A 24,677-nucleotide genomic window follows, 5' to 3' on the forward strand; every position below is an offset into this window, starting at 1 on the left:
ATGTTCTTCCTCCTCTACACGCTGTTGCTGATGCTCGGCGGCATCGCGATGGTCGTCGTCGGCGCGGTGGTCAAGGAACAGGGGACCGGCTCCCGGATCCTCAACGTGGTCATCGGCCTGGCCTTCTTCGGGTACGGCTTCTACCTGCTCTTCCTCTTCGACGGCGACAGCTACCGGATCTTCTTCTACGTCTTCGTGCTGCCGATCCTGCTGATCGTGCGCGCGGTGAAGGCGCGCAAGGAGGCACGCGAACAGGCCGCCGCACAGCAGTTCGCCGGTGGGCAGCAGTTCGCCGGCGCGCCGCAGCAGCCGGGCACGTACCCGGCGGCGGGGCACGGTCAGCCCGGCCCGGCGTTCGGGCCCGCCCACGGCCAGCCGGCACCGTACGGCGCCGCGCCGCAGGGGCAGCCGGCGCAGTACGGCGCGCCGCAGGGACAGTCCGCGCAGTACGGCGCGCCGCAGGGGCACCCCGGTCAGGTGCCGCAGCAGCGTGCGGCGTACCCGCCGCATCCGGGGCAGCAGGCTCCGCAGGGCTGGCACCCGGGGCAGCCGGGCAATCCGAACGCCTGAGCATGCGACGCGGGCCGGCCGGGTCGAGCCGGCCGGCCCGCGTGCCGCTTGACCGGTAGGAAATCTCCTACCTATTCTGGCGGCATGTCCGTCACCCACGTGCAGATCCTCTCGGTGCCCGTCAGCGACCAGGACCGGGCGCGTGACTTCTACGTCGACGTTCTCGGTCTCGACCTGGTCCGGGACAATCCGATGCCCGCCGGTCGCTGGGTCCAGGTGGCCCCCGCGGGCGCCACGACCACGCTCACGCTTGTCACCTGGTTCGACAGCATGCCGGCCGGTTCGCTGCGCGGGCTGGTGCTGGAGACCGACGACCTCGACGCGGACGTGGCCCGGCTGCGCGAGCGGGGCGTGGCGTTCGCCGAGGACGGCGTCCAGGTCGCGCCCTGGGGGCGCTACGTCACCTTCGCCGACCCGGACGGCAACGGGCTCGTCCTGCAGGAGACGCATGTCTGAGCCGGACGTGTTCACGGCGCTGGCCAACCCGACCCGGCGGGAACTGCTGCGGCTGCTCCGCGACGAGGGGGAGCAGCCGGTGCGGCGGCTCGCCGACCGCTTCGAGATGCGTCGTCCCAGCCTGTCGGAGCACCTGCGGGTGCTCAAGGACGCCGGGCTGGTGACCGAGCAGCCCGTCGGGCGGCAGCGGGTCTACGCGCTGCGCCCGGAGCCGCTTCGGGAGCTGGCCGACTGGCTCACCCCGTACGAGCGGTTCTGGCGGCAGCGGCTGGCGAGCCTGGGCGACGTGCTGGACACGATGCCGGATGAGTGAGCCGACCCGCATCGCGGTGGACCGGTTCCTGCCTCACCCGCCGGCCAAGGTGTGGCGTGTGCTGACCGATTCCGATCTGATCGAGCGCTGGCTCATGCCGAACGACTTCCGGCCCGTGCCCGGGCACCGGTTCACGCTCCGGACCGAGCCGCGACCCGGCCGGCGGTTCGACGGGCTGGTCCACTGTGAGGTGCTGGAACTGGACGAGCCGCGCCGGATGCGGTGGGCCTGGCGTGGCGGCACGCTCGACACCGTGGTCACCTGGACGCTGGTGCCCGAGGGGCGGGGCACCCGCCTGTTCCTGGAGCACGCCGGGTTCGACCCGGACGACCCGCTTCAGCGCCGCACCTTCACGGTCCTCGACGGCGGCTGGCGTACCCGGGTCTGGACGCGCCTCGCCGGCACCCTGGCCGCGCTGCCCTGACCCTTCGCGTGGGTGCTCGCGGTCGCCTGTCGAGCTGAGCGCGGAAGCGACCGAACCCGCAGGACGGCGCGGCAGATGTCCTGAGCCGTCGTCACTCTCCGCTCGGCAGGAAGCCCGACGCCGCGCACCGCCCGCCGGACGACAACTCGCCGAGGCCGTCCGCGGGCAGCCACGGGGCGGGTGGAACACCACGGTGTCAAACCGGGGCCTTGGCGCCCTTGGTGTTCCACCCGTCGGCCGGTCCAGCGGCAGCGCGGGCGATCCGGCGGCAGCGCGGGGCGGTCCGGCGGCGGCAGGCGGCAGGGCGAGCCAGGCGGGTCAGGGGCGTGCCGGGCGGGTCAGGCGGGTGGGGGGACCAGGCGGGCGTGCAGTGCGGCCGGGTCGGCGACCTCGGGCAGGTCGCGGGCGGCCAGCCAGGCCGCGGCGGCGGCACCGTCCCCGGCACCGTGCAGCGGTGCGCCGGGCCAGCGTGCGGCCAGTTCCGCGCGTACCGCGCCGGCCAGCGGCGTGTCGCCGGTGAGCAGTCCGCCGCCGAGCACCACGGCGTCGGTCGCGCCGGGTGGGCGGATACGGGACACGCTCTCCGCCAGCAGTGCCGCCGCCTCGGCGATCAGCGCGACGGCGGCCGGCTCCCCGTCGCGGGCCGAGGACACCACGAGCGGCGCGAGCCGGGCGAGTTCCACCGGCGGTCGCCGGGTGACCGCCTGCACGACGGCTGCGGCGGTGGCGCGGGGCGCGTCGTCCACCTCGGTCGTGCCGGTCAGCTCCGCCAGCACCCGGCGGCCCAGGTTACCGGGCGGTTCGGCACGATCCAGGTCGGTCAGCAGCCGCCGGACCGCCTCACGGCCGAGCCAGAACCCGGAGCCGGCGTCGCCGAGCAGCCAGCCGTGGCCGTCGGCGGTGCGGTCCAGCCGCAGGTCGCGTACCTGGGCGGCGATCGCGCCGGTGCCGGCGACGAGCACCGTTCCGTCCGGCGCGGCGGTGCCGGAGGCGTAGGCGACGAGCGCGTCGCCGTGCACCGCGTACGGGCATCGCAGCCCCGCCTCGGCCCACGCCTGGTCGAACGCGTCCCGGCCGCGCGGGTCGGCCAGGAGGCGGCCGGCCCCGGCGAGGCCGATCACGCCGGCGCGTACCCGAGCCGGGTCGATGTCGGCGAGCGCCGCGCGCAGGGCGGCGAGCAGCTCGGCGGCGGCCCGCTCGGCGCCGTGGCTGGTGGGGTTGCCGCCGCCGGCGCGGCCGGCGCCCAGTCGCGTGCCGTCGAGGCTCAGCGCTGCCGCGCGGGTGGAGGTGCCCCCGACGTCGAGGCCGACCACGACGGTGTCCGACATGGAACTCATGCTGGTCGGCCGCGTCGCCGGACGCAAGATCGCGGCCTCGCGGGAGGTAACAGTTTGAAAACTTCACCCACGCCCTTGACACGGAGGGGCCTTCAGTAAGAACTTTTACCACTAACAGTTAACACTCTTTTCCGAAAGGCTTACGCCGATGGCCGAGCACGAGGTGGAGACTTCCGCGGCGACCGCGGTGGTCGATGCCGGCCCGGCCGACCGGCTGGGCGCCGACGGGGTGCTGGCCAGGGTCCGGGCCGGCACGGGGGAGCTGACCGGGGCGCTGCGCCGGGTCGCCGAGCACGTGCTCAGCGACCCGGAGGCGGCGGCCCGTGCCACCATCGTCGAGCTGGCCGAGCGCAGCGGCACCTCACCGGCTACCATCACCCGGTTCTGCCGGGCGATGGGCTTCGAGGGGTACGCGGACCTGCGGCTCGGCATCGCCGCCGAGACCGGCCGGGCCCGCTCGGCGGGCTGGACCGTCGACATCGGACGCGAGATCCAGCCCGGAGACCCGCTCTCCCGGGTGCTCGACCAGATCATGGCCGCCGACACGCGCGCCATGCACGACACCGCCGCGCTGCTCGACCTGGCCGAGGTGGAACGCGCGGCGCTCGCCATCGCCGCGGCCAGCCGGGTGAACATCTTCGGCGCCAGCGGCAGCGCGCTCGTCGGCGAGGAGATGCAGTTCAGCCTGCACCGCATCGGCGTCGCCGCGTGGGCCTGGAGTGACGTGCACGAGGGACTCGCCAGCGCCGCGCTGCTGGGCGCCGGGGACGTCGCCCTCGGCATCTCGCACACCGGGCAGACCCGGGAGACGATCGAGCTGCTCGCCGAGGCCGGCAGCCGCGGTGCCACCACCGTCGCGCTCACCGGCTTCCCCCGCTCGCCGCTCGCCGAACTGGCCGACATCGTGCTGGTCACCGCCAGCCAGGCGACCACGTTCCGGCCGGACGCGCTCTCCGCCCGGCACCCGCAGCTCGTCGTCCTCGACCTGCTCTACATCGCGGTGGCGCAGCGCACCCACGACCGTGCCCACGCGGCCTTCCGGCGTACCGCCCAGGCCGTCGACGGGCACAAAGCCGCGAAGGGGTCCCTCTCATGATCAGCGCCCAGCGGTACGCCGAGGCGGTCCGCCCGGTCCTCGACCGGCTGGTGGACAGCCAGGCCGTCGCGGTGGACCGGGCGGCCGACCTGATCGCCTCCGGACTGCGCGCCGGCGGCGTCCTCCAGGCGTTCGGCGCCGGCCACTCGGAGGCGTTCGCCGCCGAACTGGTCGCCCGGGCCGGCGGCCTGGTCCCCGCCAACCGGATCTCCCTGCACGACCTCGTGCTGCACGGCGACGCGCCCCGCGACGTGCTCGCCGACCCGAAGCTGGAACGCGACCCGGCCGTGGCGCACCAGCTCTACGCGCTGGCGGCGCCGCAGCCGGAGGACGTGTTCGTGGTCGCCTCGCAGTCCGGCATCAACGGCTCGGTGGTCGAGCTGGCGACGCTCGTCAAGCGCGGCGGCCATCAGTTGATCGCTGTCACCTCGGTCGAGCACACCGCCCGGGTAGCTCCTCGGCACCCCTCCGGGCACCGGCTCGCCGACCTCGCCGACGTCGTGCTGGACAACGGCGCGCCGTACGGCGACGCACTGCTGCCGCTCGAGGGCGGCGGCGCGGTCTGTGCGGTCTCCTCGGTCACCGCGGCGCTGCTGGCGCAACTGCTGACCGCCGAGGTCGTACGACGGTTCCACCAGGCCGGAGAGGTACCCCCTGTCTACCTCTCCGCCAACGTCCCCGGTGGGGACGAGCACAACCTCGCCCTCGAGTCGCGGTACGCCGGGCGTCTCCGGCGGACCGCCTGACCCGACCCACAAGGAGAGACAACATGTCGGTTTCCCCCGAGAAGTTCGGCGACGTCAGCCGGCGGACCCTGCTGCGGCGCGCCGCGGCGGCCGGTCTGCTGGCCGTACCGGCGGCGGGTCTGCTGAGCGCCTGCGCCGGCAGCGAGCCGAGCAAGTCCGACGGCGGCGGCGCGGCCAAGAGCAAGGACAACCCGTTCGGCGTCAAGGACGGCAGCGCGGTCAAGGTGGTCGTGTTCAACGGTGGCCTGGGCGACCAGTGGGCCAAGGAGGACAAGGTCGTCTTCAACGCCAAGCACCCGAACGTCACGGTCAACATGTCTTCCACCCAGAAGATCAAGACCGAAGAGCAGCCCAAGATGGCGACGCAGCCGAGCGACCTGGTGATGAACTCGGGCGCCGACATGATGGACCGCAGCACGCTGATCAACGAGGGCGCGATCGAGCCCCTGGACGACCTGCTCACCGCGCCGGCCTGGGACAGCGAGGGGACCGTGGCCGACAGCCTGCTGCCGGGCACGGTCGCCGACGGTACGCAGAACGGCAAGTTCTACGTCGTCAACGTCGCGTACACGGTCTGGGGCAACTGGTACAACGCCGCGCTGTTCAAGAAGGAGGGGTGGACGGCGCCGACCACCTGGGACGAGTTCTTCGCGCTCGCGCCGAAGATCAAGGCCAAGGGCATGGCGCCGTACGTGCACGACGCGGTGCACGGCTACTACCCGCGCTGGGCGCTGTTCGCCAGCATCTGGAAGGCCGTCGGCAAGCAGGCCGTCGTCGACATCGACAACCTGAAGGACGGCGCCTGGAAGGCCGACGGCATCGTCGCGGCGCTGGAGCCGTGGGAGAAGCTGGTCAAGGACAAGCTGCTGCTGCCGGGCAAGCTCGACCACACCCAGTCGCAGCAGGCGTTCCTGGACGGCAAGGCGGCGTTCATCCAGGTCGGCACCTGGCTGAAGAACGAGATGGCCGCGACCATCCCGCCGGGCTTCGAGATGACCATCTCCGACTACTGGAGCAAGAGCGGCGACAAGGCGGCCAAGGACGTCTTCGCCTCCTCCGGCGAGGGCTTCGTGGTGCCGAGCAAGGCGCCGAACAAGGAGGCCGCGAAGGAGTTCCTGCGGGCCATCCTCTCCAAGGCCGGTTCGGCGAAGTTCGCCGAGCTGACCAAGTCGCTGGCGTCCACCAAGGGCTCCGGCGACAACGTCCAGGACACCGCGCTGGCGTCGGCGAACTCGCTGATGAAGAACGGCAGCTCGGACCTGATCTCGGTGAAGTTCCCGGACTTCTACGCCGACCTGGACAAGGAGAGCCAGAACCTCTCCGAGGAGCTGATGGCCGGCCGCCTGACCGCGCAGCAGTTCGTCGACAAGATGCAGGCGGCCGCCGACAAGGTCGCCAAGGACTCGTCGATCAAGAAGCAGACCCGCACCGCCTGATCACCGCGAGGAAGTGAGTCAAATGCGGCACGGAGTCGCGCGTTTCGTCACGGGCTTCCTGGCCCTGCCCGTCGCGCTGTACCTGTTCTACGTGGTGTGGCCGTTCGCCCAGGCGGCGGGATACTCGCTGACCGACTGGGGCGGGTACTCCGATTCCCAGCGCTTCGTCGGGCTGGACAACTACGTCCGGCTGTTCTCCGACGAGCTGATCCGGAAGGCGTTCTGGCACAACGTGTTCTTCCTGGTCACCGTGCCGCTGTTCACGATCGCGCTGGCCCTGTTCCTCGCGTTCCTGCTCAACGTGGGCGGACGCGAGGACAGGGCCGGCATCCGCGGGGTGTTCGGCTCCGGGATCTACAAGGTCATCTTCTTCTTCCCGCAGGTGCTGTCGCTGGTGGTCATCGCCGTCATGTGGCAGCAGATCTACCGCACCGACGGGCAGGGGTTGATCAACGGTCTGCTCATCAAGATCGGGCTGGTCGACGCGGACAACCCGATCGCCTTCACCGCCGACCCGGAGCCGTTCCTCGGCGTACCGGCGGTGCTGTGGTGGCTGCTGTTCATCGCGGTGTGGAGCGGCGCCGGCTTCTACATGGTGCTGTTCTCCGCCGCGATGCAGTCGATCCCGAAGGACATCTACGAGGCCGCGATCCTCGACGGCGCGGGCCGGTTCCACACGTTCTTCAAGGTGACGCTGCCGCTGCTGCGGGACAGCATCTCGGTCGCCTGGGTGTATCTGGGCTTCATCGCGCTGGACATGTACGCGCTGGTCTTCGTCATGACGCCGAGCCAGGGCGGGCCGAACCACGCCAGCGAGATCTTCGCCTCGGTGATCCAGTTCAACGCGTTCCAGAAGGGCCAGTTCGGTTACGCCTGCGCGATCGCCGTCGCGCTGGCCATCTTCACCATCCTGCTGGCCGCGCTCCAGCTGAGGATCACCCGCCGTGAGCGGATCGAGTACTGAGGAGGTCTGGACGATGAGCACGGTGACCCACACCTCCGGTCCGGCCCGGTCCGACACGGCACCGCCGGACCGGCCACCCGCGGACCGGCGCGCGAAGGACGTCGGCAACGGCTTCGGCGGCCGGATCTTCAACGGCTTCTCGCACCTGTTCCTCGCGGTCTGGGCGATCATGGTGGTCTACCCGCTGCTGTGGGTGGTGATGTCGGCGCTCAAGACCGACTCCGAGGTGATCCGCGAGCCGTTGTCGCTGATCCCCGACGCGTTGCAGTGGGACAACTTCGCCCGCGCCTGGACCGCCGGGATCGACAGCTTCTTCCTCAACACGCTGCTCGTGCTCGTGTTCAGCGTGACGTTGACGATGCTGCTCGGCTCGATGGCCGCGTACGCGCTGGCGCGCTTCGAGTTCCGCGGCAACCGGCTGATCTACTGGATGTTCCTGTCCGGTCTGACGCTGCCGATCTATCTGGCAGCGGTGCCGCTGTTCAAGGGCGTCTACAACACCGGGGTCAGCCTCCCGCTGCTCGGCCCGAACAAGCACCTCATGCTGATCCTGGTCTACGTGGCCTGGTCGCTGTCGTTCACGATCTTCTTCATGCACTCGTTCTTCCGGACGCTGCCCGACTCGATCGCCGAGGCGGCCCAGGTCGACGGGGCCTCGCACACCCGGACGTTCTTCAGCGTGATGCTGCCGATGGCCAAGCCGGGCCTGATCAGCATCGGCATCTTCAACGTGCTCGGCCAGTGGAACCAGTGGTACCTGCCGACGCTGCTCATGCAGTCCGTCTCCGGCGAGCCGAAGAACCAGGTGATCGCCCAGGGGTTGATCGAGCTGTCCGTCAACCAGGGCTACAAGTCCGACTGGTCCGGCCTGTTCGCCGGCGTGACCATGGCGATGCTGCCGGTGCTGATCGTGTACATCGTCTTCCAGCGCCAGGTGCAGTCCGGCCTCACCGCCGGCGTCGGCAAGTAACCCTCCGGGTGCAAGGAAGGGCCCCTTGTTAACGCTCGGCGTTAACAAGGGGCCCTTCCTCTACCGCAGGCGTTAAGAGGGGGCCCTTCCTTCCACGCGGAGCGTGTCGGGGGGAGGGGGCAGAATGCGTTCGTGCTGATGGCGGTGGTGGCGGACGAGCGGGGTGGCGGCCTGCTGCAACCGCTGCACGCCGACGGCCGCCCGGCCGGCGCGGCCGAGGAGGTCGCCGATCTGGCCGCCGCGGTGGCCGCCCGCGAGGCGGCCGGCCACCCCCGCTGGCTGTGGGCCGCCTGGGCCGGCGTCTACCCGGCGCTGCTGCGCGCCGGGGTGCGGCTCGACCGCTGCCACGACGTCGAGCTGACCGAGGCGCTGCTGCTCGGGCACGCGGGCCGGTGGGGCGAGCCGCGCGCGCTGCCGGCCGCCTGGGCCCGGGTCACCGGCGCGCCGGTCCCACCGGACCCGGCGCCCCGCCCGCCCGAGCCGCCGGGCCACGCCCAGGCCACGCTCTTCGAGCCACCGTCCGGCCCGCCCGGTCCGGGCATCACGGCGTTGACGAGGGTGTACGCCGACCAGCTCGCCCGGATCGCCGCGACCACCCACCCCGGCCGGTTCCGGTTGCTGGTGGCCGCCGAGTCGGCGGGCGCGCTGGTGGCCGCCGAGATGGGCGCGGCCGGACTGCCGTGGCGTGCCGACGTGCACGACGCGATCCTGGCCGGCCTGCTCGGTGAGCCGTCCCCGGTCGGTGGGCCGCCGCGCCAGCTGGCCGAGTTGCAGGCCCGCATCGCCGACGCGTTCGGCGTACGCCAGGTGCACGCCGACTCGCCCGCGGAGCTGTTGCGGGCGTTCGCCCGCGCGGGCGTGGACCTGCCGAACACGCGCGCCTGGGTGCTGCGCGGGGTGGAGCACCCGGCGGCCCCGCTGGTCCTGGAATACAAGGAGCTGTACCGGATCTGGACGGCGCACGGCTGGGCCTGGCGCGACGCCTGGGTGTCCGGCGGCCGGTTCCACCCCGAGTACGTGCCGGGCGGCGTGGTCTCCGGCCGGTGGGCGACCCGGGGCGGCGGGGCATTGCAGATCCCGAAGGTGATCCGGCGGGCGGTGGTGGCGGATCCGGGCTGGACGTTCGTGGTGGCCGACGCGGGCCAGCTCGAACCGCGCGTGCTCGCGGCGGTCTCCGGCGACGAGCGGCTGGCGGCGGCCGGTGGCGCCGGTGACCTGTACGCGGCGCTGGCCCGGGACTCGTTCGGCGGTGACCGGGCGAAGGCCAAGGTGGCCCTGCTCGGGGCGATGTACGGGCAGACCGGCGGGACGGCTCTGCCCGCGCTGGCGGTGCTGCGGAAGAGCTATCCGACCGCGTTCGGCTACGTCGAGGCGGCGGCGCGCACCGGTGAGGCGGGCGGCCTGGTCCGGTCCTGGCTGGGGCGTACCTGCCCGCCCGGGTCGGCCGGGTTCGCCGAGGGGGAGGAGGCGATGCCGGACGGCGGGGCCGATCCGCACAGCCCGTCGGCCCGGGCGGCCCGCTCGCGGGGGCGCTTCACCCGCAACTTCGTCATCCAGGCCACCGCCGCCGAGTGGGCCTCCACGCTGCTCGCCACGCTGCGCACCGAGCTGGCCGGCACTGAGGCGGAGCTGGTCTTCTTCCAGCACGACGAGGTGCTTGTGCACTGCCCGGCCGGGCAGGCGGCGGCCGTCGCCGAGGCGGTCAGCGCCGCCGGCGCGCGGGCGACCCGGCTGCTGTTCGGTGACACCCCGGTCCGGTTCCCGCTGGACCTGTCCACTGTCGATTGCTACGCGGACGCGGCATAGTCACACAATTTTCCGTTTTGCCCCGCTACCCGCCTCCGGCCGCGCTCGTTGGGCCCGGTGTGCGTACGACGGGACGGACCGGGCGGCTGTGCCCGGTCCGTCCCCTGATCGAGGGGGCACCGCTGAACCGGATCGCTGCAATGATCATCGCCGCCGGTGGCGGCCGCCGCATCGGCGGACCTGAAGCGCTGCTGCACCAGGGCGAGAAGCCACTGGTCAGCCGAATGGTCGACACGCTGGCCGAGGCGGGCTGCGCGCAGGTCGTGGTGGTGCTGGGCGCGGCGGCCGAGCAGGTACGGCAGACCACCGACCTGAGCGGCGCCACAGTCGTGGTCAACCGCGCCTGGGGCACCGGGGTCGGTTCCTCGATCCGGGCCGGGCTCGCCGCGCTCACCGACGACGACATCGAGGCGGTGGTCGTGGTGCCGGTGGACATGCCCGGGCTCACCGCTGCGGCGGTCCGCCGGGTGACCGCGCTGCCGTACCCGGACGTGCTGGTCTGCGCCACCTACGACGGGTTGCGCGGCTACCCGATGCTGTTCGGCCGCCGGCACTGGTCCGGCATCGCCACCCTGGCCAGCGCCGATGTCGGCGCACGGCCGTACCTGCTGGCGCACAAGGACCAGATCGTCGACATCGCCTGCGACTCGGTGGCCGACGGCAGCCGGATCGACAGCCCGGAGCTGATGGCGCTCTACGGCCTGTCCATCCCCGAACAGCGCATCGGCGCCTGACGCGCGCCCCGCTGTCGGACCCGGATGCCACGATGGGCGTCATGGCCTACGACGAGGACCTGGCGAACCGGGTACGGGAACGCCTCGGGCCCGAGCCCGGCGTCACCGAGCGGCGCATGTTCGGCGGCCTGGCGATGATGCTGCGCGGCAACATGGCGGTGGTCGTGCGCGGCGCGGGCGGCCTGATGGTCCGGGTCGATCCGGCCGAGACCGAGCGCGCGCTGGCCGAGCCCGGCGCCGAGGCGACGCTCATGCGGGGCCGGGAGATGCGGGGCTGGGTGACCGTGTCGCCCGATGTCTGCGAGCGCGACGCCGACCTGGCCCGCTGGGTCGAGCGGGGCGTCCGCTTCGCGCGCACCCTGCCCGCGAAGTAGCATGCGACAGCGCGTTGCCGGCGACGTAGCGCGGGTAAACCCGGCTGCGCGGCCGGTACCGCCCGGCCTACGCTCCTGACCTGCTGCCGACCACGGCGGCGGATCGGAGACGGGCGGATGGCTGTTCACCTCTACGCGGTAAGCCTCGACGCGGGCGACCCGCTGCCGCTCGCGCGGTTCTGGTCCGGTGTGCTCGGCCGGGAGATCCTCGACGACCCGCGCGGGGGCGTGGCGCTGGGCGGCGACGCCCACAGCGACTTCCGGATCCGGTTCCTGCCCAACAACGCGCCGAAGACCGTGCAGAACCGGATCCACTTCGACCTGACGAGCGCGTCGCCGCAGGCCCAGCGAGACACCGTCGACCGGGCGCTGGCACTGGGCGGGCGGCACATCGACATCGGCCAGGGCCCCGACGACGACCAGGTGGTGCTCGCCGACCCGGAGGGCAACGAGTTCTGCGTCATCGGGGCGGGCAACACCTTCCTCGCCGGCTGCGGCCCGCTCGGCGCGGTCAACTGCGACGGCACCCGGGCGGCCGGCCTCTTCTGGCGCGAGGCGCTGGGCTGGCCGCTGGTCTGGGACCAGGGCGAGGAGACCGCGATCCAGTCGCCGCGCGGGGGCGCGAAGGTCACCTGGAGCGGCCCGCCACTGATGCCCAGCGGCGGGCGGGACCGCGTACACCTGGACCTGGTCGCGACCGGTGACCGGGACGCGGAGATCGACCGGCTGTGCGCGCTCGGCGCGAGCCGGGTCGGCACAGGCCGGCACACCGCCGAGGACGTGGTGCTGGCCGACCCGGACGGCACCGCGTTCTGCCTGCTGACACCCCGCTGAGGCGGGTGCGGCCCCTCCCTGTGGGCGAGGGACCGCACCCGCACCGATCAGCGCAGCCGCAGGCTCGGTTCCAGCGTCACCTCGAACAGCCGGTCCCACGGCAGCTCGGCCCGCACCGCCGTCACCCCGGTCCAGCGTCGCGGTGAGCGCCGGCCTGCCCGCCCCCACCTCGACGTGGTGAGGCGCTACCGTTCCGATCGGACGGCCGTCGTGCCGTCCGCACGGGGAGGGGACAACATGGGCGCCAGCGTCGCTCGACATCTCGCCGGAGCCGCGGCGGCCTGGCTCGCCGTCGTCGCGGAGGCGGTGCTCGGCTACCTCGGCCTGCTGGCGTACGCGCTGGTCACCGGCGCCGACCCGGGCGGCCCGCTGGCCGGGCCGCTGCTGGTGCTGATCGCGGCGCTGCTCGGCGTGGCCGGGCTGCCACTGCTGTTCGCGCCGGCCGTCGCGCTCGGCGAGGCCGCGGGCCGGCGGCGGGTCGGCCCGGCGCTGGCGTACGCGGGGCTCGTCGCGGTCGTGCTGGCCGCCGGGTACACCACGGCGATCGCGGTCGCCACGGACGTGCCGGGCGCCCGGGTGCCGCTCGTGACCGGGATCGGCGCGCTGCTGGCCCTCCCGCCGACGGCGGCGTACGCGCTCACCGCCGGCGGAGTGGGACGGGCGGCCCGGTTGTTCCGGCGCCGGACGGCCACTGCCGGTCCGCTGCGCGCCGAGGCGGGCTGACCGGGCCGCTCCTGGACGTGCGCTCCGGCTACACCTGGATGTTGAAGCGTTGCAGCACCGACGGGGCGACCAGCCCCAGCGCGGCCAGCACGGAGAGCACCGTCATAGCGGTGCGCAGCACCACGGTCTCGGCCTTGCTGCCGGTGCGCAGGGCGATCTTGTTCGGGAGCCCGATCATCGTCCACATCCGGCGTTTGATCGGGATGGGCCAGAGGATCGGCACGCCGGCTCGGGTGATCATGTCGCCGAGGATGTGCACGAAACAGCCCACCCCGACCGCGAGGCCGATCATCGGATAGCCGCGGTCACCGGGCAGGTTGGCGAACGTGAACCAGGCCGCGGCGGCGGACACCAGCGTGACCACCACCCAGCCGGCGCGCTCGGCCCACTGGTCGAAGAGCCCGCGCAGCGCCAGGCCGATCATGAAGAAGAGGATGCCGACCACCGCCCACTTGCCGTAGTGGGCGCAGAGCGCGGTGGTGCCCCAGCCGACGAGCACGGTGAACGGCACGGTGTGGGTCAGCGTGCGGTGCCCGTTGTTGCGGCGTGGATCCTTGCTGAGCTTGGTGGCGTAGTAGACGCCGAGCGAGATCTTCTCCACCACCTCGGCGACGAAGAGGCTGAACACGCCGAACGTGCGCGCCACGGTGGCGCCACCCTGGTTCCGGGTGACCTTGCCGGACAGGTCGAGGTCGGGGAAGAGCGCCCCGCCGGCGCAGACCGCGGTGCCCACCGCCACCGCCAGCGGTGTCTGGTGGTAGTCCGCGAACTGGGCCATCGCCCAGGAGCCGGTCAGCCACACCGCCGCGCCCGAGAGCGCGTGGGACGGTCCCATCATCTCGGCTCGCCCTTCCCGAAGATCTTGATCTACGAAACTACGCCACTGTAGTCAGCCGGTACGACGGCGGGGCATCACCCGGACGGTCCACAGGGGAAGGAGCAGCCGGGGACGCCGAGGTTCAGCCCGCGGTACGGGTGGGCCGGACCGTGCCGAGGCTCGCGCGGATGACCGCGAACTGTTTCGAGGCCGCCTGCCAGTCGGCGTCGGACGTGGTCCAGCCGAGCGTCCAGCCGGCCCGCTCGCCCGGCAGTACGCGCAACGCGTGCATCCGCTCCCCGTACGGCGCTGTCCACAGGCACTCCCACGCCGCTCCCGGGCCGTCGGGCTCCAACCGGAGCTTCTGGTACAGCGGCAGCCGGCCGGCGGATTTCAGGTCCCGCTCGGACGACTTCAACCGGCCCACCGGATCGCCGCCCGGGTAGGGCTCGACGCCGAGGATGCGCCGGGTGGCCGGGTCCTGGAAGCAGGTGGTGTCGCCGGAGCGCAGTTGCAGCCAGCCGGCGGGCAGCGCGATGCGGAAGCCACCGGTGTCGGCGGGCCAGACCCAGCCGGCCGGAACCGTCACCGGCGGGTTGTCGGGGGGCGGACCCTTGCGGACCGGTGTGCCGGCCACGTCGGGCCGGACGCAGGGGAACGGCGGGGGCGGCATGCCCGGCCCGGGCGGGCGGTCCCAGGGGCGGACGACAGCCTCGGTGGACGTGCTCGCCTGCGGTGGATCGTCGTGGCCGCCGCTGATCGCCAGCGCGGTGCCCACGCCCGTCGCCACCGCCAGCAGCACGGCGCCCAGCACGAGCCCCCAGCGGTGCAGCGGGTTCCCGTCGGCGGCGGGCAGCGGCGGGTCGGCGGGGCGGGGGACCCCGGCGGGGCGGGGCGGGGCGGGGTGCACAGCGCCGCTGTCGACCGGCCCGCTGTGCGCGACCGGGGGAGGCTTGGCCACCGGCGCGGAGCCGGGACCACCGATGCGCACCGGACTGAGGGCGTCGGCGCGGGGGGCCGACTCGGGCCCGCCCGGGCTGCCCGGATCGACGAAGCTGGTGAGGACCGTGGGACCGAGACTGATCGGGCCGGGGCGGGCCGGCCCGCCCCGGGGCGGGTCCGGCTCCGTGGCGGCGGCCGGGTCGTTCTGCCCCGGCGGGCCGGCCCGGCCGCGCTCCGGTGCGCCTGCGGGGGCACGACCCGGGGCCCCGGCCCGGTCCCGATCCGGGTCACCGGCCCGGGCGTGCTCCGGCGGCGCGGCCCGGCCGACGGCGACCGGGCGATCGGCCGCACCCTGGCGATCGGCCGCACCTGGGCGGTTGGCCGCACCGGAGCCGGCAGGTGCGGCCGGGCCACCGGCCGCGCCCGAACCTCCGTCGGCGGCCGGACCGCCTGACGCATCCGGGCGGCGGTCCGCATCCGGCCCGCCGGCCGCGGACGACGGGGACGGGAGGCCGCCGGAATCCGAGCGGCGGCCGGCCGAACCCGGCACGTCCGCCGGTCCGGTGGCCTCGGCCGCGTCGCCCGGTGGCGGCGCGCGGTCGCCCTCGGCGGGCGGGGCCCACTCGCTGCGCTTCGCCGCCCGGTTCCACGCCCGCGCGGCGGCGGCCGGCGGCATCAGGTCCGGGTAGATACCGCCAGCTGGTGCGGCCGGGCTTCCCGGGAGCGCCGCACCGTCACCGGCGGCGCCGCGTGCCGGGACGTCGGCCTCGCGGCCGGCCCCCGCCCGGTCGGAGGACGCGGCGGTGGCGCGGCCGGCGGACCCGGCGGCCTCCGCGTCGGCCTCCGACACCGCGGCGACGCCGAGCAGCCGGGCCGTCTCGCGGTGCCCCATGCGGGTACGCGGATCGCGGCGCAGCAGCCCGGCCAGCACCGGCGTCAGCGGGCCGGCGTGCGGCGCCGGGTCGGGCGGCCGGGTGGCGAGTGCGGCGAGCGTGGCCATCGCGGTGCTGCGGGCGTACGGCGAGCGGCCCTCCACCGCGGCGTGCAGCGTCGCGCCGAGCGACCACATGTCCGCCTCGACGCTGGACACACCCTCGGCGGCCCGTTCCGGGGCGACGTACTGCGGGGAGCCGAGGACCAGGCCGGGACGGGTCATGGCGCCGTCGCCGCCCTCGAACACGGCCAGCCCGAAGTCGGTGAGCAGCACCCGCCCGTCCCGGGCCAGCAGCACGTTCGCGGGCTTCACGTCCCGGTGCAGCACCCCGGCGTCGTGGGCGGCGCGCAGCGCGGCGAGCACCGACAGGCCGATCTCGGCGGCCCGCCCGGGCGGCAGCGGCCCGTCGCTCTCGATGATCTCCTGGAGCGAGCGGGACGGGACGTACTCCATGATCAGCCAGGGCTCACCCTGGACCCGGACCACGTCGTAGACCCGTACCACGTTGGGGTGGTTGAGCCGGGCGGACGTGCGCGCCTCGCGCAGCGTACGGGCGCGCAGCTCGTCCCGCTCGTTCTCGGCGAGCCAGTTCGGCGGCACCACCTGCTTCACCGCGACCTCGCGTTGCAGCTCCTCGTCGCGCGCCCGCCAGACCTGGCCCATCCCGCCGCGGCCGACCAGTTCGAGCAGGCGGTACCGCCCCGCGATCACTACCTCCCGCACCGCACTCCTCACCGCTGGTCAGTGGTCCACAATAGCCAACGGATCGGACGGTACCTATCGCATGTCAGTGCGTCATGTCCTCCGGGGGCCTAACTTGCCGCGCCGGCGAGCAGGTTCCCCTCCGGCACGGCGATCGGGGACCGGTCGCCGGCGAGCAGGGTGGTGGCCCGGCGGGCCTGGAACGCGTCGTGGTCGCGGCGGGCGGTCGCGTAGGCGGCAGCGGTCCGGGCGGCGATCGCCGACCAGGTGTAGCGCCGGCTGACCATGGTCCGCGCCCTGCGTGCCACCCGCCGGGCGAAGACCTCGTCGCCGAGCAGCCGGTCGACGGCGCCGGCCAGCGCGTCCGGATCGCCGTGCGGGAAGGTCACCCCGGTCACCCCGGGCTCGACGATCTCGGCCAGCCCGCCCGTGCGGGCCACCGCGAGCGGCGCTCCGGCGGCCGCCGCCTCCAATGCGATCATGCCGAACGGCTCGTAGAGGCTGGGAATGACCGTGGCGTCGGTGGCGGCCAGCACCGCGGGGAGCTGGGTGGCGTCCATGAAACCGGCGAACCGGACCGTGTCCCCCAGGTGCAGCCGCCGTGCCTGGTCGACCAGCTCGTCCCGGTACGGCCCGTCCCCGGCGATCACCACCCGCAGGCCGGGGTGTCGCTTCGCCAGGTGCGGCACCGCGTGCACCAGGTGCTGCACGCCCTTCTCGTAGACCAGCCGGCCGGCGTACCCGACGAGCGGGCCGCCCGCCGCGAAGCGGGCCCGGGCGGAGGCCACCGCGTGCGGCCGCGCCCGCCAGACCCGGTCGTCGACGCCGTTGGCGACCACGTCGATGCGCCCGGCCGGTACGCCGAACAGCCGTGCCACCTGGTCGCGCATGTAGCCGGAGCAGGCGATCACCCGGCCCGAGGCGTTGCTCAGCCAGTGCTCGACGCCGTGGATGGTGCGGTTCATCTCCTCCGGCAGCCAGCCCTGGTGCCGGCCCGCCTCGGTGGCGTGGATGGTGGTCACCAGCGGGACGTCCAGGTGCTCGGCCAGCGTGACGGCGGTGTGCGCGACCAGCCAGTCGTGGGCGTGGATCACGTCGTAGGTGCCGGTCGAGGCGGCGCGCAGCGCGGCCCGGGTCAGCGTGTGGTTGAAGGCCATGGTCCAGGCCAGCAGCGAGCCCGTGGCGAGCGGGAACCGGACCGGGTCCTCGGCGGCGCGGACGACGCGTACGCCGTCGGCGTACTCCTCCAGGGGAGCGCCCTCGGCGTGGCGGGTGACGACGGTGACCTCGTGTCCGGCGGCGGCCAGCGCCACTGAGAGGGCGTGTACGTGGCGGCCGAGCCCGCCGACGAGCACCGGCGGGTACTCCCAGGAGAGCAGCAGCACCCGCAGGCGCCGGGCGGGCTGGATGTCGATCACTTCGGCGTCGGCTGACACGCGGCCCCCTTTGAGTTGTGGCGTCCCCACCCCGGGCGGCGTCGCCGCGGTGTCCGGTGGGGTCGTCGCCCATCCTGCCGAGGGGTCGATAACCGGCGGCGACGCGCCGGTTGCCGGTCTGTAACGCGTTACCGGCGCATCCGCCGCGCGCGCAGCAGCTCGGCCACCGACCACGCCTGGAACGGGCAGCCGGTGGCCGCGTGCGGGGGCGTGCCCTCGGCGGTCTCGCTCACCGAGCCGAGGCCGTCCTCGGTGAGGTGGCCCACCAGTCCCACCAGCAGGTCGTCGGTGGGCAGCCCGGCCCGGCGGTACGCGTCCAGCAGCGGCCCGGTCAGCCACGGCCAGACGGTGCCCTGGTGGTACGCGGAGTCCCGCTCGGCGGGCCCACCCCGGTGCCGTCCGGTGAAGCCGGGGGAGTCCGGGGCGAGGCTGCGCGGGCCGAGCGGGGTGAACAACGCCTCGGTGATCCGGCGCAACGTCACCTCGTCCGGTTCCAGCGGCGCGTGCGGCAGCGACCAGGCGAGCAGTTGGTTGGGGCGCAGCAGGTCGTCGTCGTGGTGCGCGGCCCCGCCCAGCGGGTACGCGGGCGCCGGTGCGTCCACCACGTCGTGCAGCCAGCCGGCCGGGGCGGGGAAACGCTCCCGGAACGCGGCGGTGGCCCGGTCGTGCAGGGCGTGCAGCCCGGCGGCGTCGCGTCCGGCCAGCTCGGTCAGCTCGGCGAGCCCGGCCAGCCCGTTGATCCACAGCGCGTTGACCTCGACCGGCTTGCCGGTACGCGGGGTCACCGGCACGCCGTACACCCGGGCGTCCATCCAGGTCAGCGCCACGTCCGGCGGGCCGCCCTGGGCCAGCAGCCCGTCGGCCGGGTCCACGCCGATGCCGTACCGGGTGCCCGCCACGTGCGCCTCGACGACGCCGTGCAGCGCGGGCAGCAGCTCGTCGCCGAGGTCGGTGTCGCCGGTGACCGTGACGTGCCGGTGGACCGCGTGCAGGAACCACAGCGTCGCGTCCACGGTGTTGTACTCGACCCGGCCGGTGTCGGCGGTGTTCGCCAGCATGCCCTCGTTCAGCGTGGCCGCGTACGCCCGCAGCAGGTCCCGGCCCTCGTCGGCGCGGCCGGTGCACAGGAACAGGCCCTCGTAGGAGATCATCGTGTCCCGCGACCAGGCGCCGAACCAGGGGTAGCCGGCGACCACGTCCGGGCCGGTCGCGGTGCGTACCACGAACGCGTCGGCGGCCAGCGCGAGCGTCGCCTCGACCGCGTCGCCGGGTTTCGCCGCGGCCACCACCGCCCGGCTGCGCCGCCGGGTGGCCTCCACCACCGCGGTCGCCGGTGGCGGCTCCTCGGCCAGGTCGTCCGCCCAGGCCAGCACCGACACGGTAGCGCCCGGCTCGTCGAGCGCGCCGGTGAACCGGCCCGCGTACCAGAGGTCCTCGTCCGGGTGCAGGCCGCGCTCGGCCTCCACCCGGTGACGCACCCCGTGCCACCACTGCCCCTCCGGGGTCCAGTCCGGCCCGGACAGGCGGTACGCGCCGTCGACCACGGCGCCGCCCGCAGCCGGCTCCAGCCGGGGCGCCGGGCCGTCCGCCCGCCGCTCGCCGTGCGCGTCGCGCCAGGTGCAGGCCGCCGCCAGGTCCAGCCGCACCGGGCCGCCGGAGATCAGCCGGTGCACCACCGCCACGCAGGAGCGGCCGTACGTCATGGCGATCTCCCGCTCGATCACCACGTCGCCGATGCGCCAGCGCCAGCGCGGCACCCCGTCGGCCAGGTCGAAGTGCTCCAGCAGCTCGAAGCCGCGCGGGTCCACCACGCCCGAGGACCACTCGTGCGCGCCGAGGCGGACCTGCCGCCCCGACGGCAGGGTCACCGCCGGATCGAGGCTCACGAGTCCCACCTTGCGGGACGCGGGCGTGTCACCGGCCACCACGAGCAGTCCGTGGTACCGGCGGGTGCGCAGCCCGGCCACGGTGCCCATGGCGTACCCGCCGCGCCCGTCCGTGACCAGCCATTCCCGCGCGGCGGCGGTGGACAGCTCGCCGCAGACCCGCGGCCCGAAACGGATGTCGATCAACTTTCCTCCACCGGCAGCGAGGTGTGACATGCCACGGCGACAATGGCCGCTGTGGAGAAGTACCCGGGCGGCGTCGAAGATGAGCCAGTGATCACCGACCGGTCGACCTCCGCGTCCCCCGACCCCGAGCGGCACCGGCTCGCCCAGGCCGACGCCGGGGAGCAGGACTGGCGCGCATGGGGCCCCTATCTGTCCGAGCGGGCGTGGGGGACGGTACGGGAGGACTACAGCGAGCACGGCACGGCGTGGGACTACTTCCCCCACGACCACGCGCGGTCCCGAGCGTACCGGTGGAACGAGGACGGCATGGCGGGCGTCTGCGACGACCGGCAGACGTTCTGCTTCGCCCTCGCGCTGTGGAACGGGCGCGACCCGATCCTCAAGGAGCGGATGTTCGGCCTCGGCGGCGACGGCGGCAACCACGGGGAGGACGTCAAGGAGTACTGGTGGTACCTCGACAGCACCCCGACGCACTCCTTCATGCGCTGGCGCTACCACTACCCGCAGGCCGCCTTCCCGTACGACGAGCTGGTCGCGGTGAACGCGCTGCGCGGCCGGGACGACACCGAGTACGAGCTGGTCGACACCGGCATCTTCGACGACGACAGGTACTGGGCGGTCACAGTCGACTACGCCAAGGCGTCCCCGGCGGACATGTGCGTGCTGGTCACCGTGGCGAACCGGGGAGACCAGGACGCGACGCTGCACGTGCTGCCCACGCTGTGGTTCCGCAACACCTGGGCGTGGGGCCTGCCCGGCACCGACCGGGTGCCGAGGCTGACCGGCGAGGAGGCCGGGACGCGCGGCGGCGCCCGGCTCGTCGGTGACCACTGGGTGCTCGGCCAGCTGCTGCTGGAGGGCGACGGCGACCCGGTGCCGCTGCTGTGCGACAACGAGACGAACGCCGAGCGGCTGTGGGGGCTACCAGGGCGGTCGCCGTACCCGAAGGACGGCATCAACGACCACGTGGTGGCCGGCGCGGACACCGTCAACCCGGAGCGCACCGGCACCAAGGGCGCGCTGCACTACGTGCTGGACGTGCCGGCGGGCGAGAAGCGGCAGATCCGGTTGCGGCTGACCCGTACCGCGCCGCCGCCGGCCGCCGCGCCGCCCGCCCCGGCCGACCTGGGCGACGGGTTCGACACCGTGCTGTGGGCCCGCCGGGCCGAGGCGAACCGGTTCTTCGACAGCGTCATCCCGGCCGCCGCCACCGCCGACGAGGCACTGGTGGCCCGCCAGGCCATCGCCGGGCTGATGTGGGGCAAGCAGTTCTACCACTTCGACGTCGAACGGTGGCTGGCCGGCGACCCCGGCTCCGCGCCGCCGCCGGCCGGCCGCCGGCACGGGCGCAACAGCGCCTGGTGGCACATGAACAGCTTCGACGTGATCTCCATGCCGGACCCGTGGGAATACCCCTGGTACGCGGCCTGGGACCTGGCCTTCCACTGCGTCACCATCGCCCGGGTCGACCCGGGCTTCGCCAAGGAGCAGATCCTGCTGCTGCTGCGCGAGTGGTACCTGCACCCCAACGGGCAGATCCCGGCGTACGAGTGGGCGTTCGGGGACGTCAACCCGCCGGTGCACGCCTGGGCGGCGCTGAAGGTCTTCGAGATCGACGGCGCCCGCGACCACGAGTTCCTCGCCCGGGTGATGCACAAGCTGCTGCTCAACTTCACCTGGTGGGTCAACCGCAAGGACACCGGCGGCAACAACGTCTTCGAGGGCGGCTTCCTCGGGCTGGACAACGTCGGCCCGTTCGACCGCTCGGCCGCGCTGCCGGTGGCAGGGGTGCTGGAGCAGTCCGACGGCACCGGCTGGATGGCCATGTACGCGCTCAACCTGCTCGACATGGCGATCGTGCTGGCCGAGCACGACCGCACGTACGCCGACACCGCCACCAAGTTCTTCGAGCACTTCGCGTACATCGCCGCGGCGGCGTACCACCAGGGGCTCTGGGACGCCGAGGACGCGTTCTTCTACGACGTGCTGCGGCTCGCCGACGGCACCAAGGTGCCGCTGAAGGTCCGCTCGGTGGTCGGGCTGCTGCCGCTGGCCGCTGTCACCCGGCTGACCGCCCGGACCATGCGCCGCCTGCCGGAACTGGGCGCGCGGCTGCGCTGGTTCCTCACCAACCGCCCCGAGTACGCCGAGGTGATCGGCGCCCGCCGGCTCGGGCCGGACGGCCGCCAGCAGCGGCTGCTGTCGATGGTCGCCCCGGACCAGGTGGTACGCCTGCTGGCCCGGATGCTCGACACCGACGAGTTCCTCTCCGAGTACGGGCTGCGTACGCTGTCCCGGGCCCACCTGGACAAGCCGTTCACAGTCATGCTCGGCGGGCAGGAGTTCAGCGTCGGCTACGAGCCGGCCGAGTCGACCAGCGGCCTGTTCGGCGGCAACTCCAACTGGCGCGGCCCGATCTGGATGCCGACGAACTTCCTGCTGATCAGCGCGCTGCGCGACTACGCCGCGTTCTTCGGCGACGACCTCCAGGTCGAGTACCCGACCCGGTCCGGCGTCAAGCGCACGCTGGACGAGATCGCCGACGACCTGTCCGCGCGGCTGATCTCGCTGTTCACCCGCGACGACTGGGGACGGCGGCCGATCTACGGCGCCGCGCAGCTCTTCCAGACCCACCCGGACTGGCGCGACCTGATCTGCTTCCCGGAGTACTTCCACGGCGACAACGGCGCCGGCCTGGGCGCCTGGCACCAGACCGGCTGGACCGCGCTGGTCGCCGACCTGATCCTCACCTTGCGTCGCTGACGCGGCCAACCCTCACCTTGCGTCGCTGACGCGTGGGGCGCGGCGGGACACCGCCGCGCCCCGCCCGTTCACGGCAGCGGCAGGAACGCCAGCCGGGCGTGGTACTCCCCGGCCACCGTCACCGTGTCGCTGCCGACCCACAGGCCCCGGTCGGTGGCGTACAGCTCGCCGGTGCCCACCCCCCGGTCCTTGGTCGGGTTCCACGGCAGCGCCTTGCCCGTGGTCGGGTGGATCGCCCCGATGCCCGGCCGGGACACCGCGCCCGGGCCGGCCGAGTTGCGGCCCTGCGGGTTGTCCAGCCAGCGCTGGTGCCCCCCGACGTAGACCGCCGCGCCGGTCACCGCCACCGACAGCAGCGTGTCGCCGCCGGTGTAGTTGGCCCAGGTCGGCTGCTTGCCGCCGGTGGCCGTACCGAACTCGAAGCGCGCCGCGGTGTCGCAGAGCGTGCCCGGGAACGCCGCCCCGGTGGTCACCACCGCGAACCAGGTGCCGTCCGGGGAGATGTCCACCCCGCGCAGGTACGACGGCATCGACCGCGCGCACTGCGGCTGGTAGCGGTCGGTGGCCCAGCCGGAGAGCGTGGCGCCCGCGCCGGACAGGTTCGCCACCGCGAGCTGGTGCCGCGCCACACCGGCGACGGTGCTGAAGTTGCCGGCGAACACCAGCCGGGTGCCGTCGGGGGAGACGTCCAGCGCCTCGACCTTCACCGGGGCCGTCGCGCCGGAGGTGGTCTTGCGCGGGCCGGCCAGGTTCAGGTTGACCGACGCGTCGGCCGCCCCCGTGGTGGCGTTCACCGCCGCCAGGGCACGGCGGGTCACCCCGCCGACGGTCTGGAACGCGCCGCCGACGATCAGCCGGTTGCCGACCAGGCGCATGTCGTTCACCTGGTTGTTCAACGCCGGCGTGGAGAACCCGGCGACCCGGGCACCGGTGGCCGCGTCCACCCGGGCCAGCCGGGACGCCGCGGTGCCGTTGACAGTGGTGAACGCGCCGCCGATGTAGAGCGAACGGCCGTCCGGCGCGGCGGCGAGCGCCTTGACCGCGCCGTTCACCTGCGGCCGGAACGTGGTGTCGATCCGGCCGGTGGTCGCGTCCAGCGCCACGAGCCGGGGCATCGCCAGCTGGGCCGACTGACTGGCGTTGCGCACCTTGGTGAAGGTGCCGGCCACGTACACGCGGTTGCCGATCTGGAGGATCCGGTGCACCGTGCCGTCCAGCGCGTGCGGCGTCCAGTCGACCGGGTTCGTGCCGACCACCGTGGTGTGCGCGGCGTTGACGGCGAGCGCCGGGGAACCCGGCAGTGCGGCGCCCGCGACCGCCAGCGTCGCGGCCACCGCGACGGCCACCCGCCGCCGGCGTCCAGGTGGATGATCAGGTGAGGTCTTCATGGCCGAAGCATGCCGTCCGACCAGGGATTCCGCAGTCGGGTAGCCGCCGGTAACCGGCCGCCGACCGGATAAACCGCGTGGCCCGTCCGGCGGCCGGGCAGTACGGTGTCCGGGGTCCACGAGGGAGGGATGCGATGCCGCCGCGCCGGGAGGCCGCCGTGCTGGTCTTCGACGCCGACGACACGCTCTGGGAGAACAACGTCCTGTTCGAGCGTGTCATCGACGACTTCCTCACCTGGCTCGACCATCCGACGCTGGACCGGGCCCGGATCCGCGCGGTGCTCGACGACATCGAGCGCGCGAACGCCGTCGCGCACGGCTACGGCAGCAAGGTCTTCCTGCGCAGCCTCGGGGAGTGCCTGGAGAGGCTGCGCGAGCGTCCGGCCACCGCAGGGGAGCGCGCCGAGATCGAGCAGCTCGCCGCCGCGCTGGTCGGGCACCAGGTGGAGCTGATGCCGGGCGTGGCCGAGACGCTCGACGACCTGGCCGGGCGGCACGAGCTGCTGCTGCTGACCAAGGGCGAGCGCGAGGAGCAGCAGCGCAAGCTGGACGCGTGCGGGCTGCTGCACCACTTCCGGGCCGCGCACATCGTGCCGGAGAAGGACGCCGACACCTACCGCTGGCTGGCCCGCGAGCACGCCTTCGACCCGGCCGCCGCGTGGATGATCGGCAACTCCCCGCGCTCGGACATCCTGCCCGCGCGGGCCGCCGGGATGAACGCGGTCTTCATCCCGAACGAGAACACCTGGATCCTGGAGCACGACGAGCTGAACCCGTCCGACTCCCGGGTGATCCGGCTGGCCGCGTTCCCCGACCTGGTCCAGCACTTCTGAGCGGGCC

Annotated in this window: 22 protein-coding genes; 16 read left to right on the forward strand and 6 right to left on the reverse strand. The window is 73.6% G+C overall.

Annotated elements, in window-relative coordinates; all coding sequences use genetic code 11:
• The 4 genes from AB0D28_RS20935 (at position 1) to AB0D28_RS20950 (ending at position 1,763) form a co-directional block, all read left to right on the forward strand.
• Complete coding sequence (locus AB0D28_RS20935) at positions 1-570, forward strand: hypothetical protein (RefSeq protein WP_357388062.1); 570 nt, start codon at positions 1-3, stop codon at positions 568-570.
• 84 nt (positions 571-654) lie between these two features.
• Entirely contained in the window at positions 655-1,026 is a 372-nt protein-coding gene (locus AB0D28_RS20940; RefSeq protein ID WP_357388064.1) for a glyoxalase superfamily protein, read from the forward strand.
• On the forward strand, positions 1,019-1,339 hold the full coding sequence (locus AB0D28_RS20945) for a metalloregulator ArsR/SmtB family transcription factor (RefSeq protein WP_357388066.1): 321 nt from the start codon (positions 1,019-1,021) through the stop codon (positions 1,337-1,339). Before AB0D28_RS20940 ends, AB0D28_RS20945 begins: the two co-directional genes overlap by 8 nt.
• The gene (locus tag AB0D28_RS20950) at positions 1,332-1,763 is read left to right on the forward strand and encodes an SRPBCC domain-containing protein (protein ID WP_357388068.1); all 432 of its coding nucleotides are present in this window, start codon (positions 1,332-1,334) and stop codon (positions 1,761-1,763) included. The genes AB0D28_RS20945 and AB0D28_RS20950 overlap by 8 nt, the downstream gene beginning before the upstream one ends.
• 338 nt (positions 1,764-2,101) lie before the next feature.
• On the opposite strand, the gene AB0D28_RS20955 is transcribed toward AB0D28_RS20950, so the two are convergent.
• Positions 2,102-3,091 (reverse strand): BadF/BadG/BcrA/BcrD ATPase family protein, encoded by a 990-nt coding sequence (locus tag AB0D28_RS20955; protein WP_357388070.1) that lies wholly within the window; start codon positions 3,089-3,091, stop codon positions 2,102-2,104.
• A 157-nt stretch (positions 3,092-3,248) separates the two neighbouring features.
• On the opposite strand from AB0D28_RS20955, the gene AB0D28_RS20960 reads away from it, so the two are divergent.
• From AB0D28_RS20960 to AB0D28_RS21005, 10 genes are all read left to right on the forward strand, one after another.
• Complete coding sequence (locus AB0D28_RS20960; RefSeq protein WP_357388072.1) at positions 3,249-4,196, forward strand: MurR/RpiR family transcriptional regulator; 948 nt, start codon at positions 3,249-3,251, stop codon at positions 4,194-4,196.
• Positions 4,193-4,942 carry an SIS domain-containing protein gene (locus AB0D28_RS20965; RefSeq protein ID WP_357388073.1) on the forward strand — a complete coding sequence of 250 codons (750 nt, stop codon included), beginning with the start codon at positions 4,193-4,195 and terminating at the stop codon, positions 4,940-4,942. Before AB0D28_RS20960 ends, AB0D28_RS20965 begins: the two co-directional genes overlap by 4 nt.
• A 23-nt stretch (positions 4,943-4,965) precedes the next feature.
• Positions 4,966-6,378, forward strand: a complete 1,413-nt coding sequence (gene ngcE, locus AB0D28_RS20970) for an N-acetylglucosamine/diacetylchitobiose ABC transporter substrate-binding protein (protein ID WP_357388075.1) — start codon at positions 4,966-4,968, stop codon at positions 6,376-6,378.
• Positions 6,379-6,400: 22 nt separating this feature from the next.
• Complete coding sequence (locus AB0D28_RS20975; protein ID WP_120569017.1) at positions 6,401-7,342, forward strand: sugar ABC transporter permease; 942 nt, start codon at positions 6,401-6,403, stop codon at positions 7,340-7,342.
• A 13-nt stretch (positions 7,343-7,355) separates the two neighbouring features.
• Positions 7,356-8,312, forward strand: a complete 957-nt coding sequence (locus tag AB0D28_RS20980; RefSeq protein WP_357388077.1) for a carbohydrate ABC transporter permease — start codon at positions 7,356-7,358, stop codon at positions 8,310-8,312.
• A gap of 138 nt (positions 8,313-8,450) precedes the next feature.
• Positions 8,451-10,118: a bifunctional 3'-5' exonuclease/DNA polymerase gene (locus AB0D28_RS20985; RefSeq protein ID WP_357388138.1), complete on the forward strand. Its 1,668-nt coding sequence runs from the start codon at positions 8,451-8,453 to the stop codon at positions 10,116-10,118.
• A 140-nt stretch (positions 10,119-10,258) separates the two neighbouring features.
• Positions 10,259-10,852: a nucleotidyltransferase family protein gene (locus AB0D28_RS20990; protein WP_357388079.1), complete on the forward strand. Its 594-nt coding sequence runs from the start codon at positions 10,259-10,261 to the stop codon at positions 10,850-10,852.
• A gap of 41 nt (positions 10,853-10,893) precedes the next feature.
• Positions 10,894-11,226 (forward strand): TfoX/Sxy family protein, encoded by a 333-nt coding sequence (locus AB0D28_RS20995; protein ID WP_357388081.1) that lies wholly within the window; start codon positions 10,894-10,896, stop codon positions 11,224-11,226.
• 117 nt (positions 11,227-11,343) lie between these two features.
• Positions 11,344-12,060, forward strand: coding sequence for a VOC family protein (locus tag AB0D28_RS21000; protein WP_357388083.1), 717 nt, complete (start codon positions 11,344-11,346; stop codon positions 12,058-12,060).
• A 237-nt stretch (positions 12,061-12,297) separates the two neighbouring features.
• Positions 12,298-12,783, forward strand: coding sequence for a hypothetical protein (locus AB0D28_RS21005; protein ID WP_357388085.1), 486 nt, complete (start codon positions 12,298-12,300; stop codon positions 12,781-12,783).
• Positions 12,784-12,811: 28 nt separating this feature from the next.
• Here AB0D28_RS21005 and AB0D28_RS21010 read toward each other — a convergent pair whose 3' ends face one another.
• From AB0D28_RS21010 to AB0D28_RS21025, 4 genes are all read right to left on the reverse strand, one after another.
• The gene (locus tag AB0D28_RS21010) at positions 12,812-13,621 is read right to left on the reverse strand and encodes a metal-dependent hydrolase (protein ID WP_357388087.1); all 810 of its coding nucleotides are present in this window, start codon (positions 13,619-13,621) and stop codon (positions 12,812-12,814) included.
• 121 nt (positions 13,622-13,742) lie between these two features.
• Positions 13,743-16,199 carry a protein kinase gene (locus tag AB0D28_RS21015; RefSeq protein ID WP_357388089.1) on the reverse strand — a complete coding sequence of 819 codons (2,457 nt, stop codon included), beginning with the start codon at positions 16,197-16,199 and terminating at the stop codon, positions 13,743-13,745.
• A gap of 89 nt (positions 16,200-16,288) precedes the next feature.
• Entirely contained in the window at positions 16,289-17,614 is a 1,326-nt protein-coding gene (locus AB0D28_RS21020) for a glycosyltransferase family 4 protein (RefSeq protein WP_357388091.1), read from the reverse strand.
• A 128-nt stretch (positions 17,615-17,742) separates the two neighbouring features.
• Positions 17,743-19,686: an amylo-alpha-1,6-glucosidase gene (locus AB0D28_RS21025; RefSeq protein WP_357388093.1), complete on the reverse strand. Its 1,944-nt coding sequence runs from the start codon at positions 19,684-19,686 to the stop codon at positions 17,743-17,745.
• A gap of 42 nt (positions 19,687-19,728) precedes the next feature.
• Between AB0D28_RS21025 and AB0D28_RS21030 the strand changes: the two genes are divergently transcribed.
• Positions 19,729-22,449: a glucosidase gene (locus AB0D28_RS21030; RefSeq protein WP_357388095.1), complete on the forward strand. Its 2,721-nt coding sequence runs from the start codon at positions 19,729-19,731 to the stop codon at positions 22,447-22,449.
• Between the two features lie 68 nt (positions 22,450-22,517).
• Here the strand turns inward: AB0D28_RS21030 and AB0D28_RS21035 are convergent, their stop codons facing one another.
• Complete coding sequence (locus tag AB0D28_RS21035) at positions 22,518-23,837, reverse strand: hypothetical protein (RefSeq protein ID WP_357388097.1); 1,320 nt, start codon at positions 23,835-23,837, stop codon at positions 22,518-22,520.
• Positions 23,838-23,971: 134 nt separating this feature from the next.
• On the opposite strand from AB0D28_RS21035, the gene AB0D28_RS21040 reads away from it, so the two are divergent.
• The gene (locus AB0D28_RS21040; RefSeq protein ID WP_357388099.1) at positions 23,972-24,670 is read left to right on the forward strand and encodes an HAD family hydrolase; all 699 of its coding nucleotides are present in this window, start codon (positions 23,972-23,974) and stop codon (positions 24,668-24,670) included.
• The last annotated feature ends 7 nt before the right edge of the window (positions 24,671-24,677 follow it).

Origin of the sequence: Micromonospora sp. NPDC048169, from assembly GCF_040652815.1 — a bacterium.
In the GTDB taxonomy this organism is placed as follows: Bacteria; Actinomycetota; Actinomycetes; order Mycobacteriales; family Micromonosporaceae; genus Micromonospora.

Bases quoted from the DNA above. Each gene is read 5' to 3' on its own strand.
- AB0D28_RS20935 (WP_357388062.1), top strand. From the start codon at position 1: ATGTTCTTCCTCCTCTACACGCTGTTGCTGATGCTCGGCGGCATCGCG.
- AB0D28_RS20940 (WP_357388064.1), top strand. From the start codon at position 655: ATGTCCGTCACCCACGTGCAGATCCTCTCGGTGCCCGTCAGCGACCAG.
- AB0D28_RS20945 (WP_357388066.1), top strand. From the start codon at position 1,019: ATGTCTGAGCCGGACGTGTTCACGGCGCTGGCCAACCCGACCCGGCGG.
- AB0D28_RS20950 (WP_357388068.1), top strand. From the start codon at position 1,332: ATGAGTGAGCCGACCCGCATCGCGGTGGACCGGTTCCTGCCTCACCCG.
- AB0D28_RS20955 (WP_357388070.1), bottom strand. From the start codon at position 3,091: ATGTCGGACACCGTCGTGGTCGGCCTCGACGTCGGGGGCACCTCCACC.
- AB0D28_RS20960 (WP_357388072.1), top strand. From the start codon at position 3,249: ATGGCCGAGCACGAGGTGGAGACTTCCGCGGCGACCGCGGTGGTCGAT.
- AB0D28_RS20965 (WP_357388073.1), top strand. From the start codon at position 4,193: ATGATCAGCGCCCAGCGGTACGCCGAGGCGGTCCGCCCGGTCCTCGAC.
- ngcE (WP_357388075.1), top strand. From the start codon at position 4,966: ATGTCGGTTTCCCCCGAGAAGTTCGGCGACGTCAGCCGGCGGACCCTG.
- AB0D28_RS20975 (WP_120569017.1), top strand. From the start codon at position 6,401: ATGCGGCACGGAGTCGCGCGTTTCGTCACGGGCTTCCTGGCCCTGCCC.
- AB0D28_RS20980 (WP_357388077.1), top strand. From the start codon at position 7,356: ATGAGCACGGTGACCCACACCTCCGGTCCGGCCCGGTCCGACACGGCA.
- AB0D28_RS20985 (WP_357388138.1), top strand. From the start codon at position 8,451: ATGGCGGTGGTGGCGGACGAGCGGGGTGGCGGCCTGCTGCAACCGCTG.
- AB0D28_RS20990 (WP_357388079.1), top strand. From the start codon at position 10,259: ATGATCATCGCCGCCGGTGGCGGCCGCCGCATCGGCGGACCTGAAGCG.
- AB0D28_RS20995 (WP_357388081.1), top strand. From the start codon at position 10,894: ATGGCCTACGACGAGGACCTGGCGAACCGGGTACGGGAACGCCTCGGG.
- AB0D28_RS21000 (WP_357388083.1), top strand. From the start codon at position 11,344: ATGGCTGTTCACCTCTACGCGGTAAGCCTCGACGCGGGCGACCCGCTG.
- AB0D28_RS21005 (WP_357388085.1), top strand. From the start codon at position 12,298: ATGGGCGCCAGCGTCGCTCGACATCTCGCCGGAGCCGCGGCGGCCTGG.
- AB0D28_RS21010 (WP_357388087.1), bottom strand. From the start codon at position 13,621: ATGATGGGACCGTCCCACGCGCTCTCGGGCGCGGCGGTGTGGCTGACC.
- AB0D28_RS21030 (WP_357388095.1), top strand. From the start codon at position 19,729: ATGGCCGCTGTGGAGAAGTACCCGGGCGGCGTCGAAGATGAGCCAGTG.
- AB0D28_RS21035 (WP_357388097.1), bottom strand. From the start codon at position 23,837: ATGAAGACCTCACCTGATCATCCACCTGGACGCCGGCGGCGGGTGGCC.
- AB0D28_RS21040 (WP_357388099.1), top strand. From the start codon at position 23,972: ATGCCGCCGCGCCGGGAGGCCGCCGTGCTGGTCTTCGACGCCGACGAC.